The sequence below is a fragment of the Phaeobacter gallaeciensis genome (assembly GCF_001678945.1).
GTDB classification, from domain to species: Bacteria; Pseudomonadota; Alphaproteobacteria; order Rhodobacterales; family Rhodobacteraceae; genus Phycobacter; species Phycobacter gallaeciensis_A.
Genome location: NZ_CP015124.1, coordinates 1,117,167 through 1,138,025, shown reverse-complemented (window position 1 = coordinate 1,138,025; position 20,859 = coordinate 1,117,167). Strand labels below are relative to the sequence as shown.

15 protein-coding genes and 5 pseudogenes are annotated in these 20,859 nt (G+C 55.8%); 10 read left to right on the top strand and 10 right to left on the bottom strand.

What is annotated here, in order from left to right; genetic code table 11:
* Positions 1–10: 10 nt before the first annotated feature.
* Positions 11–442: a DUF1489 family protein gene (locus tag JL2886_RS05460; RefSeq protein ID WP_065271080.1), complete on the bottom strand. Its 432-nt coding sequence runs from the start codon at positions 440–442 to the stop codon at positions 11–13.
* Between the two features lie 350 nt (positions 443–792).
* Between JL2886_RS05460 and JL2886_RS05455 the strand changes: the two genes are divergently transcribed.
* From JL2886_RS05455 to JL2886_RS05440, 3 genes are all read left to right on the top strand, one after another.
* Entirely contained in the window at positions 793–3,087 is a 2,295-nt protein-coding gene (locus tag JL2886_RS05455) for an adenosylcobalamin-dependent ribonucleoside-diphosphate reductase (protein WP_065271079.1), read from the top strand.
* Between the two features lie 320 nt (positions 3,088–3,407).
* Positions 3,408–4,505: an AAA family ATPase gene (locus tag JL2886_RS05450; RefSeq protein WP_065273551.1), complete on the top strand. Its 1,098-nt coding sequence runs from the start codon at positions 3,408–3,410 to the stop codon at positions 4,503–4,505.
* A 292-nt stretch (positions 4,506–4,797) separates the two neighbouring features.
* Complete coding sequence (locus JL2886_RS05440; RefSeq protein WP_065271077.1) at positions 4,798–5,325, top strand: RNA 2'-phosphotransferase; 528 nt, start codon at positions 4,798–4,800, stop codon at positions 5,323–5,325.
* 680 nt (positions 5,326–6,005) lie between these two features.
* Here the strand turns inward: JL2886_RS05440 and JL2886_RS05435 are convergent.
* The 3 genes from JL2886_RS05435 to JL2886_RS05425 all read right to left on the bottom strand — a co-directional run bounded on the left by JL2886_RS05435 (position 6,006) and on the right by JL2886_RS05425 (position 10,395).
* Positions 6,006–6,776 (bottom strand): FkbM family methyltransferase, encoded by a 771-nt coding sequence (locus JL2886_RS05435; protein ID WP_065271076.1) that lies wholly within the window; start codon positions 6,774–6,776, stop codon positions 6,006–6,008.
* 306 nt (positions 6,777–7,082) lie between these two features.
* Positions 7,083–9,161, bottom strand: coding sequence for a putative bifunctional diguanylate cyclase/phosphodiesterase (locus JL2886_RS05430; protein WP_082996009.1), 2,079 nt, complete (start codon positions 9,159–9,161; stop codon positions 7,083–7,085).
* A 493-nt stretch (positions 9,162–9,654) separates the two neighbouring features.
* Positions 9,655–10,395 (bottom strand): NYN domain-containing protein, encoded by a 741-nt coding sequence (locus tag JL2886_RS05425; protein ID WP_065271075.1) that lies wholly within the window; start codon positions 10,393–10,395, stop codon positions 9,655–9,657.
* Positions 10,396–10,765: 370 nt separating this feature from the next.
* Here JL2886_RS05425 and JL2886_RS05420 point away from each other — a divergent pair, with 370 nt between their 5' ends.
* The 3 genes from JL2886_RS05420 to JL2886_RS19405 all read left to right on the top strand — a co-directional run bounded on the left by JL2886_RS05420 (position 10,766) and on the right by JL2886_RS19405 (position 11,651).
* Entirely contained in the window at positions 10,766–10,972 is a 207-nt protein-coding gene (locus tag JL2886_RS05420; RefSeq protein WP_065273549.1) for a cold-shock protein, read from the top strand.
* 140 nt (positions 10,973–11,112) lie between these two features.
* Positions 11,113–11,343 (top strand): DUF982 domain-containing protein, encoded by a 231-nt coding sequence (locus tag JL2886_RS05415; protein WP_116560341.1) that lies wholly within the window; start codon positions 11,113–11,115, stop codon positions 11,341–11,343.
* Positions 11,344–11,474: 131 nt separating this feature from the next.
* The gene (locus JL2886_RS19405; protein WP_156767914.1) at positions 11,475–11,651 is read left to right on the top strand and encodes a hypothetical protein; all 177 of its coding nucleotides are present in this window, start codon (positions 11,475–11,477) and stop codon (positions 11,649–11,651) included.
* Positions 11,652–12,212: 561 nt separating this feature from the next.
* On the opposite strand, the pseudogene JL2886_RS19170 reads toward JL2886_RS19405, so the two are convergent.
* Positions 12,213–12,413: pseudogene (locus JL2886_RS19170) on the bottom strand (integrase core domain-containing protein); the annotation flags it as partial.
* 76 nt (positions 12,414–12,489) lie between these two features.
* Positions 12,490–13,062 (bottom strand): annotated as a pseudogene (locus JL2886_RS05410) (IS256 family transposase); the annotation flags it as partial.
* 58 nt (positions 13,063–13,120) lie between these two features.
* On the opposite strand from JL2886_RS05410, the pseudogene JL2886_RS05405 reads away from it, so the two are divergent.
* A pseudogene (locus JL2886_RS05405) lies at positions 13,121–14,342 on the top strand (IS256 family transposase).
* 35 nt (positions 14,343–14,377) lie between these two features.
* On the opposite strand, the pseudogene JL2886_RS05400 reads toward JL2886_RS05405, so the two are convergent.
* Both JL2886_RS05400 and JL2886_RS05390 read right to left on the bottom strand, forming a co-directional pair.
* Positions 14,378–14,665 (bottom strand): annotated as a pseudogene (locus JL2886_RS05400) (transposase); the annotation flags it as partial.
* 166 nt (positions 14,666–14,831) lie between these two features.
* Positions 14,832–15,293 (bottom strand): hypothetical protein, encoded by a 462-nt coding sequence (locus tag JL2886_RS05390; protein ID WP_065271072.1) that lies wholly within the window; start codon positions 15,291–15,293, stop codon positions 14,832–14,834.
* A gap of 522 nt (positions 15,294–15,815) precedes the next feature.
* On the opposite strand from JL2886_RS05390, the gene JL2886_RS19400 reads away from it, so the two are divergent.
* From JL2886_RS19400 to JL2886_RS19165, 3 genes and pseudogenes are all read left to right on the top strand, one after another.
* Positions 15,816–16,859, top strand: coding sequence for a hypothetical protein (locus JL2886_RS19400; protein WP_133245376.1), 1,044 nt, complete (start codon positions 15,816–15,818; stop codon positions 16,857–16,859).
* On the top strand, positions 16,849–17,190 hold the full coding sequence (locus tag JL2886_RS19395) for a hypothetical protein (RefSeq protein WP_133245377.1): 342 nt from the start codon (positions 16,849–16,851) through the stop codon (positions 17,188–17,190). Before JL2886_RS19400 ends, JL2886_RS19395 begins: the two co-directional genes overlap by 11 nt.
* Before the next feature lie 121 nt (positions 17,191–17,311).
* Positions 17,312–18,068, top strand: a pseudogene (locus tag JL2886_RS19165) (IS5 family transposase).
* Between the two features lie 577 nt (positions 18,069–18,645).
* On the opposite strand, the gene JL2886_RS05370 reads toward JL2886_RS19165, so the two are convergent.
* Positions 18,646–19,005, bottom strand: a complete 360-nt coding sequence (locus tag JL2886_RS05370) for a hypothetical protein (RefSeq protein WP_133245406.1) — start codon at positions 19,003–19,005, stop codon at positions 18,646–18,648.
* A 628-nt stretch (positions 19,006–19,633) separates the two neighbouring features.
* Positions 19,634–20,479, bottom strand: coding sequence for a transporter (locus tag JL2886_RS19685; RefSeq protein WP_237028429.1), 846 nt, complete (start codon positions 20,477–20,479; stop codon positions 19,634–19,636).
* Positions 20,480–20,859 lie beyond the last annotated feature (380 nt).

The following is a 20,859-nucleotide window of genomic DNA, read 5'->3' as shown; positions in this document are numbered from 1 at the left end:
GCAGGGCGCGTTACAGGACGCCGATCTCCGCCAGCGCTTGCGACAGTTCGGCGGGCAGGGGCTGTTCCTCTTCGCGCCCCTCGGGCAGGTCCGCGGGGCTGTCTTCGGGTTTTAAATAGCGCCAGCCCTGAAACGGACGTTTGGGCGCGGTATTGGTGCGATGCAGGTCGCGGTCCAGCACGATAGCGCAGCGGCGAATTCCGTCCTCGCCGGTGACTTCATCCAGTCGCAGAATGCGCTGGCGGCATTGGATCAGTCCCTTGATCACCCAGAAGATCGAGCCGCCATTCAGCAGCTCGGCCTCGCGTTTCGGCCACATGCGGGTCACGTGGCGGGGCAGGCCTTCGGGCAGCGTCTGGCGGTACTGCTCCTGCCAGGCCTGAAGGGTTTCCACGCTTTCGGTTCCGACCGAAAGTTTGACCAGATTGATGTGTTTTTCCAAGGTCGTCCCCCAAGTGCCCAGTCATAGTGACAGGGTTCGTTAGTCTAGGCCTTTTGCCGCGCACGGCAAGCGACTGCAAATCGCTTTTGCGTGGGAGACACCTGCGCTGCTGTCATGTGCAGGTCCGGGCGAGGCGTTCGAAAATTCTCCCACAGTTATCCACAGGCTGCCCACAGGTTTCTCCCCGCAGGCAACAGCATCTAGTGTTTCGTTTGGGGGTAGGCGTCAATATGTGGTAGGGTCAAGGGCAAAAATCTATGTCGAAATCGTAAATTTGCGTTGAGGCTTCTCTAAACCGTGTAGTATCGAGAGCGCCACGCCGTAACGACCAGCCACGAGGGATTCGCTGTATGAGCCGCTTTGCCGCCCCCATTGCCGAGCAGATCTGGGACATGAAATACCGCTTTAAACAGGCGGATGGGACCCCGATTGACGTCACTGTCGAAGACAGCTGGCGCCGGATTGCGCGCGATCTGGCACGGGCCGAGGACAAGCCCGATGTTTGGGAGGAAAAGTTCTTCGAGGCGCTGGAAGATTTCAAATACCTGCCCGCAGGCCGCATCACCGCAGGGGCGGGGACTGCGCGTCAGGTGACCCTGTTCAACTGTTTTGTCATGGGCACCGTGCCCGACAGCATGGCGGGTATCTTCGACATGCTGAAAGAAGCGGCCCTGACCATGCAGCAGGGCGGTGGCATCGGCTATGACTTCTCGACCATCCGCCCGCGCGGCGCCGACGTAAAGGGCGTGGCAGCGGATGCATCAGGTCCCTTGTCCTTCATGGATGTCTGGGACGCCATGTGCCGCACCATCATGTCCGCAGGCTCGCGCCGCGGCGCCATGATGGCGACCATGCGCTGCGATCACCCGGATATCGAACAGTTCATCACCGCTAAATCCGACCCGGCGCGGCTGCGTATGTTCAACATGTCCGTTCTGGTCACCGATGACTTCATGGATGCGGTCAAGGCTGACGGCTCCTGGGATCTGGTCTTTGGCGACAAGGTCTACCACACGGTTGAGGCGCGCGATCTGTGGAACAAGATCATGCAGGCGACCTATGACTATGCCGAGCCGGGCGTGATCTTCATCGACCGGATCAACAAGGCCAACAACCTCTCCTACGTCGAGGAAATCTGCGCCACGAACCCCTGCGGCGAGCAGCCCCTGCCGCCCTATGGGGCCTGCCTTCTGGGCTCCGTCAACATGGCGCGGCTGGTGTCGAACCCGTTTGAAGCCAATGCCGAGCTGAATCTTGATGCGATGCAGGAGCTGGTCGCCACGGCGGTGCGGATGATGGACAACGTCGTCGACGTCTCCAAATTCCCGCTGGACGCGCAGGCTGCCGAAGCCCAGAACAAGCGCCGGATCGGCCTTGGTGTCACCGGGCTGGCCGATGCGCTGCTGATGCTGGGCCTGCGCTATGGCTCGGACGAGGCGGCGCGTCAGACCGACGAGTGGCTGCACCAGATCGCCCGCGCCGCCTATCTGGCGTCGGTGGACCTGGCCAAGGAGAAAGGCGCCTTCCCGCTGTTCGATGCGGAGAAATACCTGGCGTCGGGCAACATGATGAACATGGACGAGGACGTGCGCGACGCGATCCGCGAACATGGCATCCGCAACGCGCTGCTGACCTCGATCGCGCCCACCGGCACCATCAGCCTTTATGCAGGTAATGTCTCTTCGGGGATCGAGCCGGTCTTTGCCTATGCCTATACCCGCAAGGTGCTGCAAAAGGACGGCTCGCGCACCGAAGAGGAAGTTGTGGACTACGCAGTGAAGATGTACCGCGACAAGTTCGGCGCCGATGCGGAACTGCCCGACTATTTCGTCAACGCCCAGACCCTGGCGCCTGCGGATCACGTCAAGATGCAGGCAGCGGCGCAGAAGTGGATCGACAGTTCCATTTCCAAGACCATCAATTGCCCGGAAGACATCTCGTTCGATGACTTCAAGGATGTCTACATGCAGGCCTGGGACCAGGGCTGCAAGGGCTGCACCACCTACCGCCCCAATGATGTCACCGGATCGGTCCTGTCGGTCAGCGAAAGCGCCGATACTGCGCCGGGTGAAACTGCGGATGCACCGCACGAAAGCGACACGGAGAACGGCGCAGAAGTGGTCTATATGTCCGAGCCGCTGGACCGTCCGCAAAGCCTGGAAGGCCATACCTACAAGCTTAAATGGCCCGACAGCGAGCACGCGATCTACCTGACTATCAACGACATCATCATTGGAGGCCACCGTCGCCCGTTCGAGGTCTTCATCAACTCCAAGAACATGGAGCATTACGCTTGGACGCTGGCGCTGACGCGGATGATCTCGGCCGTGTTCCGCCGCGGCGGCAACGTGTCCTTCGTGGTGGAAGAGCTGAAAGCCGTCTTCGATCCACGTGGCGGGGCATGGGTGCAGGGCAAATACATCCCATCGATCCTGGCCGCTATCGGTGGGGTGATCGAAACCCACATGGTAGCAACCGGGTTCCTCGAAGGGGAGGGCATGGGGTTGAAGTCGGATCCAAAGGCGGAAGTCGTCACTCTGAATACCCCGCGCGGCAAGGCCTGCCCAAGCTGCGGCCAGTTCGAGATGCAGATGGTCGAGGGCTGCATGACCTGCCGCAGCTGCGGCCATTCCAAGTGCGGCTGAGTGTGGGGTGACCAAGAGTGTCGGGACCACTAATAAACTGCCATTGATGGGGGTTTTTTGCCATTCCCGCACGAGATAAATTGCCACCGGCTGCGCTGCAGCCGGTGGTTTTGTTTGTAAACAATGGCTTAGGTGAGGTCCTCGATTTGCCTGCTGAAGGAGGCCCTACTTCCTTGAGCAACAAAGGCACCTGTTGACCGAGGCGACCGTATTGAGCAGGACTGAACTCAATACCTGGCCAGGTTCTTCCCCAAACTTCCTGAACGCACTTCCTTGCATTCGGGAACCAAACGGCGCGGTGCGTCGGGAAAGGACCAATGATGTCTAAGATCAAATTCATCGAGGCGGAGTTTTATGATGCCAATGCAGACAAGCGAGCAATTCGGTGGCGCCTGGAACGGTTCCTGAAAGTACGCCGCGCTCCAGAGCGCGGGATCGTGCCGCCCGATCCGGATGCTCCGAGTGATCTCCTGCGTTGGGAAAGCGATTTGGCCCTTGTTGAGCTCGGGCGCGAAGTTGAGGGGCGGATAGATCGCCGGGCTGGTAGGGTGGTGGAAACGCGGGCTGCGCTCGCAGGTCTCTCCCATCTCAAGTACGAGGACTTAAAGGCCCTGAAGGTTTTGCGCAACGGTGCGGAGCTGATCCGGATCCGGTCGGAGCAGCAGGCGGATGAAATCGCTGCCGGGATCCACGAAAACATGCCTTGGATGGCGCCCGCGACAGATTTTCTCTGGAAGTCGATGCGACGCTCATTTCGCAATGGCGACGCGGGCTTCCGCCTTCCTCCGGTTCTCCTCGACGGACCGCCGGGGATCGGAAAAAGCATGTGGGCCCGCCAGTTGAGCACAGCACTTGGTGTGCCCCGCTGTGGCGTGGAGGCGACGGCAGAGCAGGCGTCGTTTAGCATCGTGGGGGCGCAGCGCGGCTGGGCCAGCGCACTTCCGGGACGCCCATTGACGACAATCCTGAAGCATCTGATTGCGAACCCGGTGGTTGTTGTGGACGAAGTTGAAAAGGCCGGGACTGCCAACTCGACCAAAGGGACCAGCTTTGGCCTGACCGAGGGGTTGTTATCTCTTTTGGAGCCATCTTCCGCGATCTCGTGGCAGTGCCCCTATTACCAGGTGGGGTTCGACATGTCCTGGATTAGCTGGGTGCTGACTTCCAACACATTGGCGACTTTGCCTGCTCCATTGCTGAGCCGCCTGGAGGTTATGCGCCTGCCAGCGATTCCTGTTGCTGAACTAACCGATTTTGCCCGTCGGGAGGGCATGAGGCGTGGACTAACGCAATCTTCGGTCGAGGCCGTCGTCGAGACGTTGGACATCGCTGGGCGAGGTGCGGAGCTGAACCTGAGGCATGTGACCCGAATGCTGACACGGGGTGAAGCGATGGAGGTGGCTGGAATTCGTCATTGAGCACACAGTTCTGCGCCCACTTCATCCACAGAAAAGGAGCCGCATATCCGAAGCCCGCGCGGAGAGATCCAGGTTTCCTGGCATGGTATCTTTTCTTTGATCTCCTGACTTTGGATGCATTGAAGGTCACCGAAGAAACCTACGACTTCCTGACCGAGATCATGAACAGGACGGTTGACGAGTAACCCACACCCGGATCCGCGATCCTTTCTGTAGAACGTACATATTTACAGGGGCATTGATGAAATCGTCCCCACCTTGGAATGAAGTGAGATGAGGTACCACAAAGACCATGTCGAGACAGAGCAAGCTTTTATCACGCATCCTCCGGCATGAACCTGACCTGGTCGGGCTGACACTTGGCAGGGGCGGCTGGATCCAGGTGGATGACCTGCTGCGCGCCTTGAAAAAGGCAGGACATCGGATCACGCGCGACGCTCTTCACCAGATCGTCGCGGAGAATGACAAGCAGCGCTTCACGCTGTCCGGCGACGGGCGTCGCATCCGGGCGGCGCAAGGTCACAGTATTCCTGTCGAACTGGAATTGACGCCCTCCGAGCCCCCGACCGTACTGTTCCACGGTACCGCAAGCGCTAACCTTGATGCGATCTTTGCATCTGGCCTCATCCCTGGCCGCCGACAGCACGTCCACCTGTCACCCGATCAGGACACTGCGTTGAAGGTCGGCACGCGCCACGGCCGCCCGGTCGTCCTGCGGGTCAACACTGCGGCCATGCACGCAGATGGCCTCATCATCTGGAGAACGGATAACGGCGTTTGGCTTACCCCATCCGTTCCATCCAAATACTTGGGCTTCTGAGCTCTCGATCACTCTCAGAGCCATAGACCCAGACCGTTATCTTGGGCGAAATTGGCAGCCTACATTGGGAACAGCGCGGCTATACTGCCCCTACAGCCGTCTGGCATGACCGGCCGACTAGGCGCAGGAAGTAGACCTGGTGTTTGGAGTATAGAACGCCGCCCAGTCCGGCGCGTCAAAGCCCTTCGTGTGAGACACATAGTACGGCCGCAGCCCAGCCCGAACACGACATTCATGCAAGGTGCGGCATAGGCCATGCTGCATGAGCAAAGGTTCTCCCATGAGCGGACCATCGGGCTGCCCAGGTGGCCAAGGCAATGCTTGTGCCTGGCACGGATGTCAGCGAAGCGCAGAAAGTGACCTTTACAAACTCGGCGGATCTGGCGACATGGCAGGCGATCCGTGCCGCAGGCGCACTGCCAAGAGCGGACCTTCGCCGCAGTTGCAGCCGCCGACCACCTTCGAACGGCGGGGATGCGGACTTTGCGGCTGTTCAAGTCGTGATCAGATGACCCTCGAGCGCCATATATTTTGCCGTTGGCAAAACAGCTGTACCTATCTGGAAACTTAAACCGATTTTTCTTTGAAATTTTGCGGCTGTCCAAATCAATTTGTCATCGGATACGCCGACGCGGAGCGTTGAAGGTCGTTATCAACTGATCAGAGAACAAAATGCGATATCAGCGTTTGGCCAAAATGCTGCGCGGAGCATTCATGAATGCTCCATTTTCAGATTGTTCAAGCCTGAATAGAACGTCGCCGAAGCGCCAGCCATTTTGATCCACTCCGCCCGTGTATACTGAGACCAATCGCAAGCCTTGCTGGGTAAGGTGAGAAAAAATTTCAAAGAAGTCACCGTGCGGTTCGCCGGGTCGGTCCTGAAATTCGCATTCACACAGGATGAAATCAATGCTGCGGCTGGCAATAGCACGCTGCGCGCCGCGCAGAACGTTCATCTCATAACCCTCTACGTCAATCTTTAGCAAACCGATCCTGGACAACTGCCGCTCCGCCAAGAACTGATCTACGGTGGTGGCATGCACCGTTTCGATACGCTGTTGGGAGCCGCCAGGTACATCCGCCTCCAAGACCCTGTTCAGCCCGCTTGTTCCCTCGGCCAGCATTTCAATAGTGCCGACCTTATCACTCATTGCCGTGTGAAAGACCTCGACGCCCTCATAACCTGCCGCTTTGGTCTGCAATGCGGCAAAGGTATTCTTTACGGGCTCGAAGCAAAATATCTGTCTGTTGTGAAACCGGTTGGCTAAGGCTTGAAGTGTCTGACCAGTATTAGCCCCTACATCAAGGGCGACAAATCGCGTCCTTTCAGTCTCCCTTAAAGCCGCGATGTCTAGCGTCCAATCTACACCGAACGGGACATCGTTGTCGTGAATCAGATTCAGGCCTTTTTTGTTCAAAGCCTTCTCGAAGAACGAACGGATAAGGTGCATGGGAAGCCAGTTTTGTCAGAAAAGAGGTTCGATGATGTATTCAAGCACAAAAAGCTAAACAATTTATTTCTTGATGAAACGCCGGATCAAGTAACCCCGAAGAGGTGTCGAATCAGGTTAGGCCGGTTCGGGCTCCAACCAGGCCTGCGGCGATGCGGCAAGGGGCGCATAGCGAAACGGCAGTCAAAGAGCTGCCGAGTCTCCACTCCGTTGACCGACGCTCTGCTATACTAATCCGCTCGTTTTTTGCTTCGCACGGTGATCTGGCGGCTCTACTAGTTTTCTAGCAATCCGCTGGCACAGCATTTACCCGATCTGAAGCATGCTGGAGGTTTGTGACTGGGATAAGAACTCTTCCGCCTCGCGAGGTGAGAGTGGCCGAGCGTGGAAGAAACCCTGTGCAAAATCGACGCCAAGGTCGCGGACATACTCGAATTGCGCCAGCGTCTCCACGCCTTCAGCCACTACGCTTAGATCCAGGCAATGCGCAAGTTCTACCAAGCCCTTGATAAGTGCGCGGTCTCCGGCCGAAGCTTCCAAATCCTGAACGAAGCTTTTGTCGACCTTAATTTCATCAACGGAAAAGTCGCGCAAATGAGAAAGAGACGAAAACCCCGTTCCAAAATCATCCAGAGATATGCTGATGCCCATTGCGCGCAATCGGCACAGAGTTTTCTCCACGAGTTCTTTGGAGCGTCCGATTAGTGCAGTCTCTGTGATCTCCAGAACAAGGTCCGTCGGAGCAATGCAATACCGAAACAACAGGTCCTGAACTTCTTCAGCGAATCCCGGTTCGCGGAACTGCGCAGGTGATACGTTGACAGCCAGCCTTCCGGGGTGCAGGCCATGATTTTTCATTTCGCCAAAGAAGGCAAATGACTTCTCAAGAACCAGCCTACCGATTGCAGGGATGTGACCCTGTTCCTCGGCGACCGGAATGAACTGATCCGGCGGCACGAATATCCCATCATGGAACAATCTGGCCAGCACCTCAAAACCCACATGTTCCTGTTTCGTGACACTACAGATCGGCTGCAATGCAATAGTGAAGCCCTCGTTCGCCAATGCATCCACCACAATGGCCTCAAGGCGCTCTCTATGATCAATGCGCTTTTGTGCCGAAGAGTCGAAAAACCGCCACGCACCGCGTCCGTTTCGCTTCGCGTCGTAAAGCGCGATGTCGGCATTGGTCAAAAGCATTTCCGCGGACGCCCCGTCCTGCGGGTACTGAGCTACCCCTAGTGAAAACGAAGGGACATATGGAGCCCCTTCAAGCGATGTAGGTTCGCTCAGCTTCTTATGCATGGTATCAATAAAGGCTTTCGGCGCGCGTGCTACGGCATCGCAATGTATTATTGCGCCGAACTCGTCACCGCCTAGCCGTGCGACAGTCCCATACTTGCCGACGAATTCTTTCATGCGCGAGGCTGTCTCTTTTAGAAGCAGATCGCCGATGAAATGACCTTTGCTGTCATTGAGCGCCTTGAAGTGATCAAGGTCGATCAGTGCAATCAGGCCGCAACCGTCCTCTGTAGCGAGCAGTTCCTTCAGCATGGACAATAACCGGGTGCGGTTGGCTAGTCCGGTCAAGCCGTCAGTAAGGGCGAGGCGCTCAAGCTCAAGTTCTGACCGTTTCCGGTCGGTTATGTCATACCGGGTCGACACATAGCGTAGAATTTTACCGTCTGGGCCTTGAACTGGTACAACGGTGGTGTCGACCCAATAGATATCTCCTGCCTTGTTACGGTTACACACCTCACCATGCCAGGTTTCTCCTCTTCGGATTGTCCGCCACATTTCCACAAAGAGTGATCTGTCATGGTACCCGGAGTTCACGATACGGTGGGTCTTACCGATGAGTTCTTCCGCGCTGTAGCCGCTGATTTCAGTAAATTTGGGATTTACGAAGGTAATTTTTCCCCGTGCATCCGTAACCGAAACAATCGCCTGCAGATCTAGCGCACGCTGATAGGCTTTGAAGTCAATGCTATCCTGTTTGAGCGTTCGCTCTTCGCTAACATCTCGCTGAATATCAACAAGATGAATCAGCTCTCCATCGTGATCAACAATTGGAATGCGTTTGGTTTCAGCTACGTAGGTCTGCCCACTCTGTTTATAGGTGACAACGTCAACCTGGATGACACTCCGTTCCGAGGTAACCTTGGCAAGAGCCTTACTGCTCTCCAGCGTGGTCGCGGAGCCGCACAGCAACTCCGAAGGTTTTTTACCCATCGCATCTTCCAAGGCGTAACCATTGAGTTCGGTAAAGGCTGGGTTAACCCAAACAACCCGACCTACGGCATCCATCAGGATAATACTGTCACGCACGTGCTCGGCGATGAGCCGTGATAGCGCATCTGACCTAACCTCTTGATTTGTTGACATCGCAAACACCCCAAGTACCAGATTACTGCTGAAGCAGTGTGTTGCACCTGCAACGCAACACTCCGCCCGGCTCAGTCCCAACGCATAGGGCCAGAGCGGTCAGATATCGTTTTCCCAAAGGTGAGCTTAGCCAGCGAGGATTAAGAAATTCTGTCGGAGAACCTGCGAGTTAAAGGGCAGTTGTCCAGCCCAAAGACGACCTTCCAGCAGGGCGCAGCGCAGGCTCTGCCGCAGGCGCGAGAGGTTTCCCAAGAGCGGACCTTCGGGTCCGCTCAGTTGACCAGGTCGACGCTGCAATCAGTGCAGAAGTCAGCGAAGCGCAGATAGCGACATTTGCAAAGTCTGGCCTTCGGGCCAGTTCAATAGGTCCTCACCGCTGTGACGCCGCACTCACAAGCAGACCTTGGCCGTGGCGCATTCGAGCCATGTGCAGCACGACGGGTCGTACAGCGGGAAGCGGTCAAACGACGTTAGGCAAAGGCGAGCTTAACCCCTAGTCGAGACGACGCACCATAATCTGATTGCCTTCGCCGCGTTTGGTCTCGAGCGTTTTCAATGTGGCGATCAGCTCGCTGAGCTTTCGCTTTCCATAGCTGCGCGTGTCAAAATCAGGAGCAGCAGTGGAGAGATATTGCCCGATCTGCCCAAGCGGAATCCACTCATCGTCCTGATTGATCGCATCCATTGCCCGCTTCACAAGCTTGCTTGGATCTTCCAGATGCGTCGGAGCACCGTCCTGGCTGTCCTCTTTTGGGGCCGTTGACTTAGGTGCTGTCTTTGTTGGCTCTGAGATGAGGTTTTCAACATAAATGAACCGTTTGCAGGCCTTCACGAACGCAGTTGGGGTCTTGCGCATCCCCATGCCGAAAACATCCAATCCCTGCTCGCGTATGCGGCTGGCCAGCCGCGTGAAATCGCTGTCCGAGGAGATCAGAACAAACCCGTCGAAGCGACCGGAATGAAGAATATCCATGGCATCGATGACCAGCGCGATATCAGAGGCATTCTTGCCTGTGGTATTGGAAAACTGCTGATGCGGCACGATTGCCAACGAGGCAAGCTTTTCCTTGGTCCAGCCTTGAGCGCCGGACCCCGAGAAATCGCCGTAAATACGGCGAATGCTCGCCTCTCCCAGGGATGCGATCTCCTCAAACATGATCTCGGCGTGTTTGGCAGATATGTTGTCTGCGTCAATAAGGACGGCCAGGAGCGGTGGCTTGGATGTGCTCAGCATGGGGTAAACTCTCTGTCGTGTTGACCTGTCCCACGAGGACAAACCCATGGGTATGCAAAATGATACGGCTGTCTTCAGCCTTGCTATGATTGCCTGCGGAGCCAGCTAAAGTTCTTTAGACCCGATCTTGATCGGCGATGCAATCGAACCGGAAACATGCCGTCGCAACGGGATTGGGCTCCGGCGCGGGCATGCGGTTTATTGCAAAACACTTGAAAATCCTTGCAATTGCCGGGGACCTCCCCCATGTAGGTTGGGCAAAGCTTCTTCCTACGTTCTTCTGTTTCCTAGCGGCCCCAGTTGTTCTTATGTCGACACTGGGCCGGGCTATCGCATGTTGCGGATGGCATTTTTTCAAGGAGACGACACGATGGCCAATGGCACCGTGAAATGGTTCAACTCTCAAAAAGGTTTTGGTTTTATCGCGCCCGAGCACGGATCGAAAGACATCTTTGTCCATATTTCCGCTCTGGAACGCTCTGGCATCCAGCACTTGGACGATGGTCAAGCCGTGACCTTTGATGTCGAGGCCGGTCGCGACGGACGCGAGTCCGCCAGCAATCTTGCACTCGCCTAAACCTTTACAGGTTTCAAGCACTCAGCGGGAGCATTCTGCAATGCTCTCGCTTCCTGCATCTTCAGTGATCATGTTCCAGATGCGGTTTTTCCCAAAGTACCGAAAGAATACACTTGATAGAACTCTCTTGGGGCACCCCCATGACCATTTTCCTGCCGTCCGAAGGGCGAACGCGGAAAATCTCCACAATCGAACAAGCCCATTTTTGGCTGCAGAAAGCATGGCCTGTTTCTGACAGAAACAGAGACGTCGCACTCGAGCAGATCGATGCGGCCATGGACTGTCTTGCTCCTGTCGGAGCTGCGCGCGCCGCATTCCTTCTGGCAGTGGACACCGCTGGATTTCAGGCGGATGTTCCTGCGGCTGCTTAGGTAGCCACCGCTAGTTGGCGCCATGGCCGCGCAGCCGTTTCCATCCATCCCATAGCCCACCCGATAGAAAACGGACTGAATTTTTTCGCAATACCGCCCTGCCGCACAATCGATCTCAACGGAGCAAGACCATGACCAAGCTTGATACTGAGGCGCTGAAACTCGTCGGTGTTCGCCGCAAGGAAACAGCGATGGAGAAAACCACCCGTGCAGCGCGTGAAATTCTGGATGACGAAAACGAAATGCGCCGAGCCAAGAATGAGCGCCTCAGACGATCCCGACTGCAATATGAACACGGCGATCGGTAGGACAAATCCCTTCTGACAGCCGGACCGAGATATTGCCGTTTCTATGTCTCCAGACGGCAGGGGAGCTCCACCCGCAAGCCGAAATTGCCGAGAGAGCGGTTTTCTACCGCCAATGTTTCCTGCGGTATTTTGGGGGAGTGCGTGTCGTAAGTGCTGCCCATGAGGTTTTTCGCACCTCCTGTTGGCCCTGTTCCGAGACGTCGCGTCGGTTTTGAACGGCAGCATCCCGAAAATTAGGTTGCACCATCTCCCATGGCCGAGGTTTCCTCTTGAATGACTGCTTTCGGGAAATCCGTTCCTTCTCTTCGCGTATGCAGCGTGGCTCACGCTGCACTCAGCACCAATGTCTTGTTTGGGCTGATTGCCGTCATTTGCTGGTCCACCCGACGCATCATGGCCGCGTACCTATCGCTGCAATGCTGCATGCTAGCTTCGAGCCTAGTATCTGCTCGTTGTGACCGGAGCATTCTACGTCTCGTGTGCGAAGTGGTTCGTTGTTGCCCTTGCTAGGTCCGTCATTGTGCGGGCAAGGTGACCTGCTCCCCTTTGAGTCCGCGGTTGTTAGTTCGCTCTGTTCAGTGTTTGGTCCTCTATTGGCCGTTGATGATACTCCCACGGAGTGAGCTCGTCGAGGCTCGTGTGGGGGCGATGGTGATTGTAATCGTCACGCCAAGACGCGATCAGCTCCCGGGCGTGGCGCAGGTTGGCGAACAGGTGCTCGTTGAGGCACTCGTCTCGCAGGCGGCCGTTGATGGGGAAGACGGTCCCGCTCCTGAGAAGGGACCGTATGCTGGTCCTACGTTGAGACTGTGCCGAATTTTGTGCCTGACGCGTTTTGTTAGGCCATCGGGAAGCGGTCTTCGAACATGATGGCGAACTGGCTTCTGACAGCGTGCCATTCGCGCACAGAACGCTTCCACTCGGACGATGTAGCATTGAGCGTGAGATAGATCAATTTCGCCGCCGCGTCGTCGCTTGGGAAATGGCCTCGGGTTCTTACGGCTCGGCGGATCTTCGAGTTCAGCGCCTCAATGGCGTTCGTGGTGTAGATCAGCCTGCGGACCTCAGGCGGGTAGTCGAGGAACGGGATTACCTCGTTCCAAGCACGCCGCCAACTCGGTGCGATGGCCGGATATCGCTTGGCCAGACCGCTTTCCTCGAACTCAGCCAGAGCCAGTTCTGCAGCATGGGCATCCACGGCCGTGTAGATCGCCTTGAGGGCGGCCGCGACGGCTTTGCGGTCTTTGTAGCTGGCCAAGTTCATGGAATGGCGCAGGAGGTGGACGATACAGGTCTGACCCCGCGTCTGGGGAAAGGCAGCCTCGATAGCCTGGTGGAAGCTCTTCAGCCCGTCCACGACGGCGATGAGGATGTCCTGGACGCCTCGGTTACGCAGATCGCTGAGAACCTTGGGACTATCCTGAATTTTGTGCGCTGACGTGGTAACTGCTCACAGAGGAGACCCACGTATGAGCATTGATAAAGACCTGCTGGACCGGCTGATGGAAGGCCGGTCCCCTGGCGATCTGTTTGGCAAGACCGGCATCCTGGCGGAACTGACCAAGGCACTGGCGGAACGTGCGCTGAGCACGGAGATGGACGTCCATCTTGATGAAGAGCGCGGGGAGGAACCGCCTGAGGGCCAGAACCAGCCCCCCAATCGCCGCAACGGGCGCAGCCAGAAGACTGTGACCACCGACAGCGGCAAGGTTGTTCTGAACATCCCCCGCGACCGGAACGGCACCTTCGATCCGATGCTGATCGCCAAGTATCAGCGCCGCTTTCCCGAGTTCGATCGCAAGATCGTCAGTATGTATGCCCGCGGCATGACCACCCGCGAGATCCAGGGCCATATCGAGGAAATCTACGGCGTCGAGGCCTCGCCCAGCCTGATTTCCGCGATCACCGACGCGGTGATGGAGGAGGTTACCGCTTGGCAGAACCGCCCCCTTGAACCCTGCTATCCGATCGTTTTCATGGACGCGATCCGGGTCAATATCCGCAGTGACGGGGCGGTCTCGAACAAGGCGGTCTTCGTGGCCCTCGCGGTGCTTCCGGATGGCACTCGGGACGTTCTGGGTCTGTGGTTTCAGGCCAATGAGGGCGCAAAGTTCTGGGCAAAGGTTCTCAGCGATCTTCGCAATCGCGGCGTCCAGGACATCCTGATCGCCGTCGTGGATGGGCTGAAGGGCTTCCCGCAGGCCATCGAGGCGGCCTTCCCCCAGACGCGAGTTCAGACCTGTATCGTCCACCTCCTGCGCCATTCCATGAACTTCGCCATACAAAGACCGCAAAGCCGTCGCGGCCGCCCTCAAGGCGATCTACACGGCGGTGGATGCCGATGCTGCAGAACTGGCTCTGGCTGAGTTCGAGGAAAGCAATCTGGCAAGACGGTATCCGGCGATCGCACCGAGTTGGCGGCGTGCTTGGAACGAGGTAATCCCGTTCCTCGACTACCCACCTGAGGTCCGCAGGCTGATTTACACCACGAACGCCATTGAGGCGCTGAACTCGAAGATCCGGCGCGCCGTCCGCACCCGGGGCCATTTCCCAAGCGACGACGCGGCGGCGAAATTGATCTATCTCGCGCTCAATGCTACATCGTCCGAGTGGAAGCGTTCGGTGCGCGAATGGCACGCTGTCAGAAGCCAGTTCGCCATCATGTTCGAAGACCGCTTCCCGATGGCCTAACAAAACGCGTCAGGCACAAAATTCGGCACAGTCTCCAGAGTGCTGAAGTTCGGTACTTTCCAGTCAAAGCGTACCAGCCGCAACAAGCTTTCGACGAAGCCGGTCGTCTGGCGAAGGGGCATGCCGAATAGTACCTTCATCGTGAGAAAAACCTGGATTTCTGCGTCGCTGAGCTCGTGTTGACGACCGCGCTTGCCGGTCGACCGGGCATACCATTCCATATCAGGATCAAACCAGATCGATAGCGAACCGCGCTGCCTCAGCGCCGTGTTGTATGAAGGCCAGTTCCTGGTCTTGTACGTCGTAGGGGGGCAACTGCTCATGCGCCGTTGCTACCCGACTGAATTTAAACAGGGAATCCCTCGCGCCGTTTGTGAAACAAAGCCCCGAAGCCGATAAGATAGGCTCCCAAAAACTGGCGCAAAGCGCCAATCCTTTCCTCAAAGAAATCATGCCGTTCATGGCCCTCATATCTGATAGGAATGTCTCTTATGGAGACACGGCCGGATCAATCAGATTGAGTTTCGTTGCCACTTGCTGCATCACGTCAACCGCCCTCAACGGGGAAGCTGAGGCACATGCAGCAGATATTTCATAGTAGAATTTCGTGCCTTGGAGTGTTTTCGAAGGAAAAGAAGAATGCACGAGATCCGCCTCAATTATGTCGTTGTCTTGCATGAACCATCTTATGAGAACGATAAACGGCAAGGTCTCTTCCTGCGGCAGGCCCAGATCATCGTGAAAACCACCTGTTCGCCTATGGTTGGAAATTTCGGCATCATGATATGCGAAAATGAAGTCGTCATGCCGTGTGCTCAGCTCTGCGCAGGTTAATCCTATAAGGTCTTCGGCGGTATAATGCTTTATTTGAGACGGCTGGGACCAGGCGAAAAAGACCAGTGCGATCGCAGCAATGCAAAACAACAAGAAAAATCCGGCGATCTTCTTCATGGTCCCTCCTACAATCCAGCGGGCCTGCCTGTCAAAATGGCACTCTGCGCCAGTAAGGAAATTGCAGACTACCGCGAAGAACTATACGAATAGTGATCTTCAAAACATCCAGTGGACTAAGCTAATAGGGATTGGAGCTGTCGTGTGGTAACGCAGCGAAGTAGGTGTGGCGATCTGATCTTGCTGCGTCGGGGACGGCCCATAACAGCCATTCGCCGGTTCAGATCGCGCCAGCCGCGGCTTCACCAAACCGGACTTTCGCCACGAGCGCAAAAACGGGTGCCGGTCGAACTGACAGACTGCGGACGAAGCACTTTTTGGCTGCCGCTGGCAAGCTTGGCTGTGACTGTCTTATCTGCGCCTTGGGAACGCCCGCCAACGGGAAACGCTAAAATTAAAGCGATCTGGATCATGTTGCGCATGCGTTTGAAAAATGCGTCAGATGAGAGCGATTGCGACAAGAGGCCAGTTTCATGACAAAAAAGAGAACAATCGCGACCGCACTTGCTATGACATGTGTGGTTGCGCTTCCTGCTACAACAGCACTTGGTCAGTCCTGCTACACTTCAGGAAATTCAGTATATTGTAGCGATGGGTATTCAGCATACTCTTCCGGAAATTCCATTTACGGGAATGATGGGTATTCTTCGTATTCTTCGGGCAATTCCACGTATGGAAGCGACGGGTATTCCTCGTATTCTTCGGGTAACTCCATATATGGAAGCGATGGGTTCAGCGGCTACTCTTCGGGCAACTCCTTTTACGGGAACAATGGGTTCAGCGCCTACTCTTCCGGAAATTCGATATACGGCAATTGGTCGAATTAACGGCATGCCCAAGGTGGAACCTTTAACCGTCGGCTGGATTGTAGATGCACCTTTTGGAGATTTTGCTTTTGAAGCACCAGAAGCAAAACGAAAAGATAGAAGTCCCGCCTTATCCGGTCGCGCTGTGCAGGCGTGCCCCGCAGTTAACGAGCTTGAAAAACGTCTTTTTGTCGTCAAAGCACCATTCGACATCAAAATTGGGGTTGAGAAGGACGGGGAAAATTACGAGCTTTTTTACGATGAGCAGCGGACACGTGTTGACCCAGACGTTATTTCCCGGTTCATTACATTTATGCCGCAGAACTTGTGGCGCTCCCCAAAGCGCCCCGTTTTTCAAATTCTTCTGCCATATGTATTCCTGTGTGACGAAAAGTGCTACTTAACACAGTTTCCGCCTTTTTTGGATAAATTCACATGGCCGGGCCAGATGATCGCAGGTAGGTTTGAAATTACAAACTGGCCGCGAATATTGAATTTCGCATTTGAGTTTTGTGATTTGAATAGTTGCCTTGAGTTAAGGCGAGGGCAACCTCTTTGCTATTTCATGTTTGAAGGCGACAACCCTGAGAGGTCTGTTCGTTTGGTGCGAGCAAAGCAAACCGAAGAAGTGCGCCAATTTCGAAAAGGTATCGATGGTATGCCAAAATTTACTTCCAACACTTTCTCCGTGATGGATGAGGCCGCTCGACGACGTCCAAGAAACTTAGTGATCTCAATTGAGGATGGTGATGAAGTCTAACGCAGTCTTTATAAATGCAGTCATGGATGTCAGGATCGAGCAGGGGATCTTTCATTTTTCTCTCGGCGAGATGGTCCCCGAAGCGGGCGCAGCGCCCAATTTCATTCCGGCTTTTCGGTGTGCGTTGCCAGCAGATGATGCTGTCAACTTTTTTAGCTATCTAAGAGACAAAGCGAACGATGCGAGCCTTTCGGGAGGAGGCGACATGGAAGTTGCCGGATCGGTTTCTTCGCCGGAATCGAACGCTTCGTCTCAAAACGCCCCTTCACCAAGGAAGGTGGAAAAAAGGCGCAGGATCGCAGTTTCTGGTGGAGAACCACATTTGAAGTAGATGCTTTTTGCGAAGCATATATGAGTAGAGAATGGTCACAGTTGGATCTTCGCATTAGGGTCAGGATGCATTGATTTTCAACGCGCTACGTGATTCACGGCTCGGAAAGCGGAGCGGTGACATGAGCGACCTTTACTGGCTGACCGACGAGCAGATGGCCAAACTTGCCCCTTTTTCCCGAAGTCGCACGGCAAGCCACGGGTTGATGACAGACGGGTGTTGAGTGGGATTATCTTCATCAATCGCAATGGGTTGCGCTGGCGGGATGCGCCGCGGGAATATGGTCCGCACAAGACGCTGTACAGCCGATGGAAGCGTTGGAGCGAAAAAGGCATCTTCGCGCAGATGATGGTCGGCCTGGCTGCCGAACACGGCGAGGAAAAGACCGTGATGATCGACGCGACCTATTTGAAGGCACATCGCACTGCGACCAGCCTGGCCGCGAAAAAGGGGGGCGTGGACGCCTGATCGGTCGGACCAAGGGCGGCATGAACACCAAACTGCATGCCATCTGCGATAGCCAAGGGCGGCCGCTCAACCTGTTCGTCATCGCCGGTCAGGTCAGCGACTACATCGGCGCGCGGGCGCTGCTCAGCAGCCTGCCAAAGGTCGACTGGTTGCTCGGGGATCGTGGCTATGACGCCGACTGGTTCAGGGACGCGTTGAAAGACAAAGGGATACGCGCCTGCATCCCCGGCAGAAAGCAACGCAAGACCCCGGTCAAATACGACAAGCGCCGATACAAACGACGCAACCGCATCGAGATCATGTTCGGCAGACTCAAGGACTGGCGGCGTGTGGCGACACGCTATGACCGCTGTCCCAAGGTATTCCTCTCAGCCATCGCCCTCGCTGCAACCGTCATCTACTGGTTATGAATCCTAACCCTAGAAGACCTCCGCAAAGTTTGACAACAAATCATACGTTTGTACCAGCCAGAAAAACGATTGGTGGTGCCTGGTGTCCGACAGCGGTCTTTGACGCAGTTGTAGTAAAAGTGCGCTTTTTCCGCGGCGCGTGAGTTGATCGGTTCCGGAATTTTGCAGTCGCAGCGAACGGCAGGAATGGCGGGCTGCACCGCAGCATATATCCTCGGCTGGTTGCACCAAACGGCCGAGTTTGCAAAGGGCGCTTCCTGCGCTTCGCTGACCTTCAAGCACCGCGCCGCGTCGTCTTGATCGATCCAGCTGATCTGAAGGTCCGCTCTCGGGAGTGCTTGGCCGGATATTTTGCGCCCGCAGCGTGGTCTTCGCTGCGCCTCGCATAAATGTCGCGTTTGGGCTGCGAGCGGTCAACCGGGTTTCGAGGTGTGCGGCTCCGGACGGTTGTATCCGCTAGGCGAACGTCAACTGAAGCTTCCATAGCTCGCCCCCTTGGCTGTGGCGCAGTTAGCATGACCTGGAAAAGGGGCCGACTCCTGTGGAGAAGGACTGCCCTGTGATCCTTTGCAATGACTCAGGGTGTTAGAACCCAGCGGCCGTCATTGAGGCAGCGGCGCAACCGGACCGACTGGATTGACGGCTGTTTACTCGTCTGAAACTTGTAGACCAGTGTGACGCAATTCCCTTCTACATCAGCAACTTCTACCAATCCGAAGGCGCTGGTATCGGGATTGGACCAAATTGTATCGACACCAACGACAGCCTTCTTGGAAGCATAAAGCTCGCTACCCGCGCGCGTCATGATGTTGATGTCATCTTGTGTTAGTCCAGTTCGCGCCAGTTGCCGTGCAATCGAACCCCCTTGGGCGGAAGCTGGCAATGCCGGAAGCACAAGCGAGATAGCTGTTGCAAAAGCAATGAGCAGGCGTGTCATCTGTTCTCCGTCCTGTTTGTTGTCTGAGAGCGGTGGCTGAACCGCTAGGGTCAAATCCCCCGTCTGCCTGCACTGTGTCATAGGACATAAGGCTCTGAAAGCTGGAAGCTGTCCAAGAATACTTTGATCCGGTGCTTGTTGGCCCGACGCTATCGGTCTGAAGTCCACACGTCTTTTGGCAAGTGCTCCAGATCGGCTCCGAGTTAAGGCGGTCAATTTATTCTACTCTTCCTGCGGCCGGGCGGGCATTTAGTGTTACGCTGTCCCATAAATTTATGCCCTGTCAGAAAGTTGTCGAGGCGTCTGCTCTTTTAACCTGGTCAGTGGCCAGTGTTGGAAAACGCGCCATCGACATTATCCAAGTCACTTAATGCAATGAGAGGACCTTGCGCTACACCCAAGCAGGCGAGGGTGATGCGGTTCGCGCGAAGACCAAAGCTTCAGAAGATCCGTGCGCAGAATGCCCTTCCATAAAACCCGCCATACTCCTTTCAATCAAGATGTCTCATTCTGTTCATGTTCGGTGCAATTTGCCAGATACCTCCCAGCACCAGCAAATAATTTGCCCACCACGTCAAGCACCTGCGCGGTAATTCCTGCTAGGCATAGGAAAGCTATTAAGGGCTTTTTACTTTGGAAAAAGGAAGGTGAAGTTGAACCTGGCGCCCCAGCCTTCTGGGCCGTTCCCGGGTGATGCGGCCCAGTACCTGACCCCGCCCCCTATGGACACGGGCTGCGAGCCAATCGTGAAGACCTGTGTCACGACAACACCGATTGGAACTGACCATTCTTTGACCTCCCAGTCGTAAGTTGCCTCGGTCTGCAGAGCGTAGCTGGTCCCTGTAGGCGTCGTGTAAGAGAGGAATGGGTTTAGAAACGTTGAGTTGATCTTAGTCCCTGGATTGTCGTCAAGCGACCTGAGGTGGTTGGCAAGGCCGCCGTAGGTCCAGGGACCCCGCTGGCGGAGAGCCACGGCTGTTGGGCCTGCAGCAAAGGTGTCGGCAGACACCCCGTCCCCACCAGTGGGGTAGAGGAACACCGGACCGGCCCCCCAGATCCAGCCCCCCGCCGTGGGTACCTTCGGTGACAAGAAGAAGCTCTGGACAATGTCGCCGACGCCATTCTGGTTGATGCCAGGCCCATCCAGAGAGACGACAGGTATTATCGTGCGCGTTATCAGGTTCAAGTCATCCCCAAGATCAAAGGGGATGACCGGTTGGATGTTCAGGAGATACCGATCAGTATGGCCGCCATAGCGATCGTAATTGAACTGAAGCGGTACGCTGATCAGATCTGCGACCGGATTGGCAAGTTGCTTGGCGAGGTCATCTGTGTCCTGCGAAAGGACACTGCCGGGGATTATCAACGCTGTTATTGCGGCGAAGAGTCCGGTCAATGACATCCTTTTCCATCCGGGGTGAAAGCTGCCATCGGCATGTCGCGCCTGCTCAGTACGGAAGATATCGATCCTCATAATCAAACCTCTTATTGGACAATGCGCCATGCGGGAAAATTCCTCTGGCCGCCTGCTATTAGGCTACCTGAGCTGAGTGCAACAAATCGCGGCATTCGAGCAGACAAGAGAAAATGCCGCGCCCCGCTGGCGATCACATGAAGTACTTTGGAAAACAGCTTGAACGTGTTTTGAGCTATTGGTGTTGATTTGCGTCAAAACCACCAATCGAGAACACTGCTATTCTGCGAAAGATTTTTATGGGGCATAAGCGCAATGAAGCTGCCTTCTCATTTTCTAGGGACGCTTTGTTCAGGACGCCGCACGTCGCATCGCATGCCCGTGCTGACGAAATTCCGTTCACAAAGTAGGCTCGCGATGGCTGCGCCGTCGAAGATGTG

What these genes read in the sequence shown, in the direction of transcription:
- JL2886_RS05370 (WP_133245406.1), bottom strand. Translation starts at nt 19,005, where the DNA reads ATGACACGCCTGCTCATTGCTTTTGCAACAGCTATCTCGCTTGTGCTT.
- JL2886_RS05455 (WP_065271079.1), top strand. Translation starts at nt 793, where the DNA reads ATGAGCCGCTTTGCCGCCCCCATTGCCGAGCAGATCTGGGACATGAAA.
- JL2886_RS19395 (WP_133245377.1), top strand. Translation starts at nt 16,849, where the DNA reads ATGAAGTCTAACGCAGTCTTTATAAATGCAGTCATGGATGTCAGGATC.
- JL2886_RS19405 (WP_156767914.1), top strand. Translation starts at nt 11,475, where the DNA reads ATGACCAAGCTTGATACTGAGGCGCTGAAACTCGTCGGTGTTCGCCGC.
- JL2886_RS05450 (WP_065273551.1), top strand. Translation starts at nt 3,408, where the DNA reads ATGTCTAAGATCAAATTCATCGAGGCGGAGTTTTATGATGCCAATGCA.
- JL2886_RS05430 (WP_082996009.1), bottom strand. Translation starts at nt 9,161, where the DNA reads ATGTCAACAAATCAAGAGGTTAGGTCAGATGCGCTATCACGGCTCATC.
- JL2886_RS05440 (WP_065271077.1), top strand. Translation starts at nt 4,798, where the DNA reads ATGTCGAGACAGAGCAAGCTTTTATCACGCATCCTCCGGCATGAACCT.
- JL2886_RS05420 (WP_065273549.1), top strand. Translation starts at nt 10,766, where the DNA reads ATGGCCAATGGCACCGTGAAATGGTTCAACTCTCAAAAAGGTTTTGGT.
- JL2886_RS05390 (WP_065271072.1), bottom strand. Translation starts at nt 15,293, where the DNA reads ATGAAGAAGATCGCCGGATTTTTCTTGTTGTTTTGCATTGCTGCGATC.
- JL2886_RS19685 (WP_237028429.1), bottom strand. Translation starts at nt 20,479, where the DNA reads ATGAGGATCGATATCTTCCGTACTGAGCAGGCGCGACATGCCGATGGC.
- JL2886_RS05435 (WP_065271076.1), bottom strand. Translation starts at nt 6,776, where the DNA reads ATGCACCTTATCCGTTCGTTCTTCGAGAAGGCTTTGAACAAAAAAGGC.
- JL2886_RS05415 (WP_116560341.1), top strand. Translation starts at nt 11,113, where the DNA reads ATGACCATTTTCCTGCCGTCCGAAGGGCGAACGCGGAAAATCTCCACA.
- JL2886_RS05425 (WP_065271075.1), bottom strand. Translation starts at nt 10,395, where the DNA reads ATGCTGAGCACATCCAAGCCACCGCTCCTGGCCGTCCTTATTGACGCA.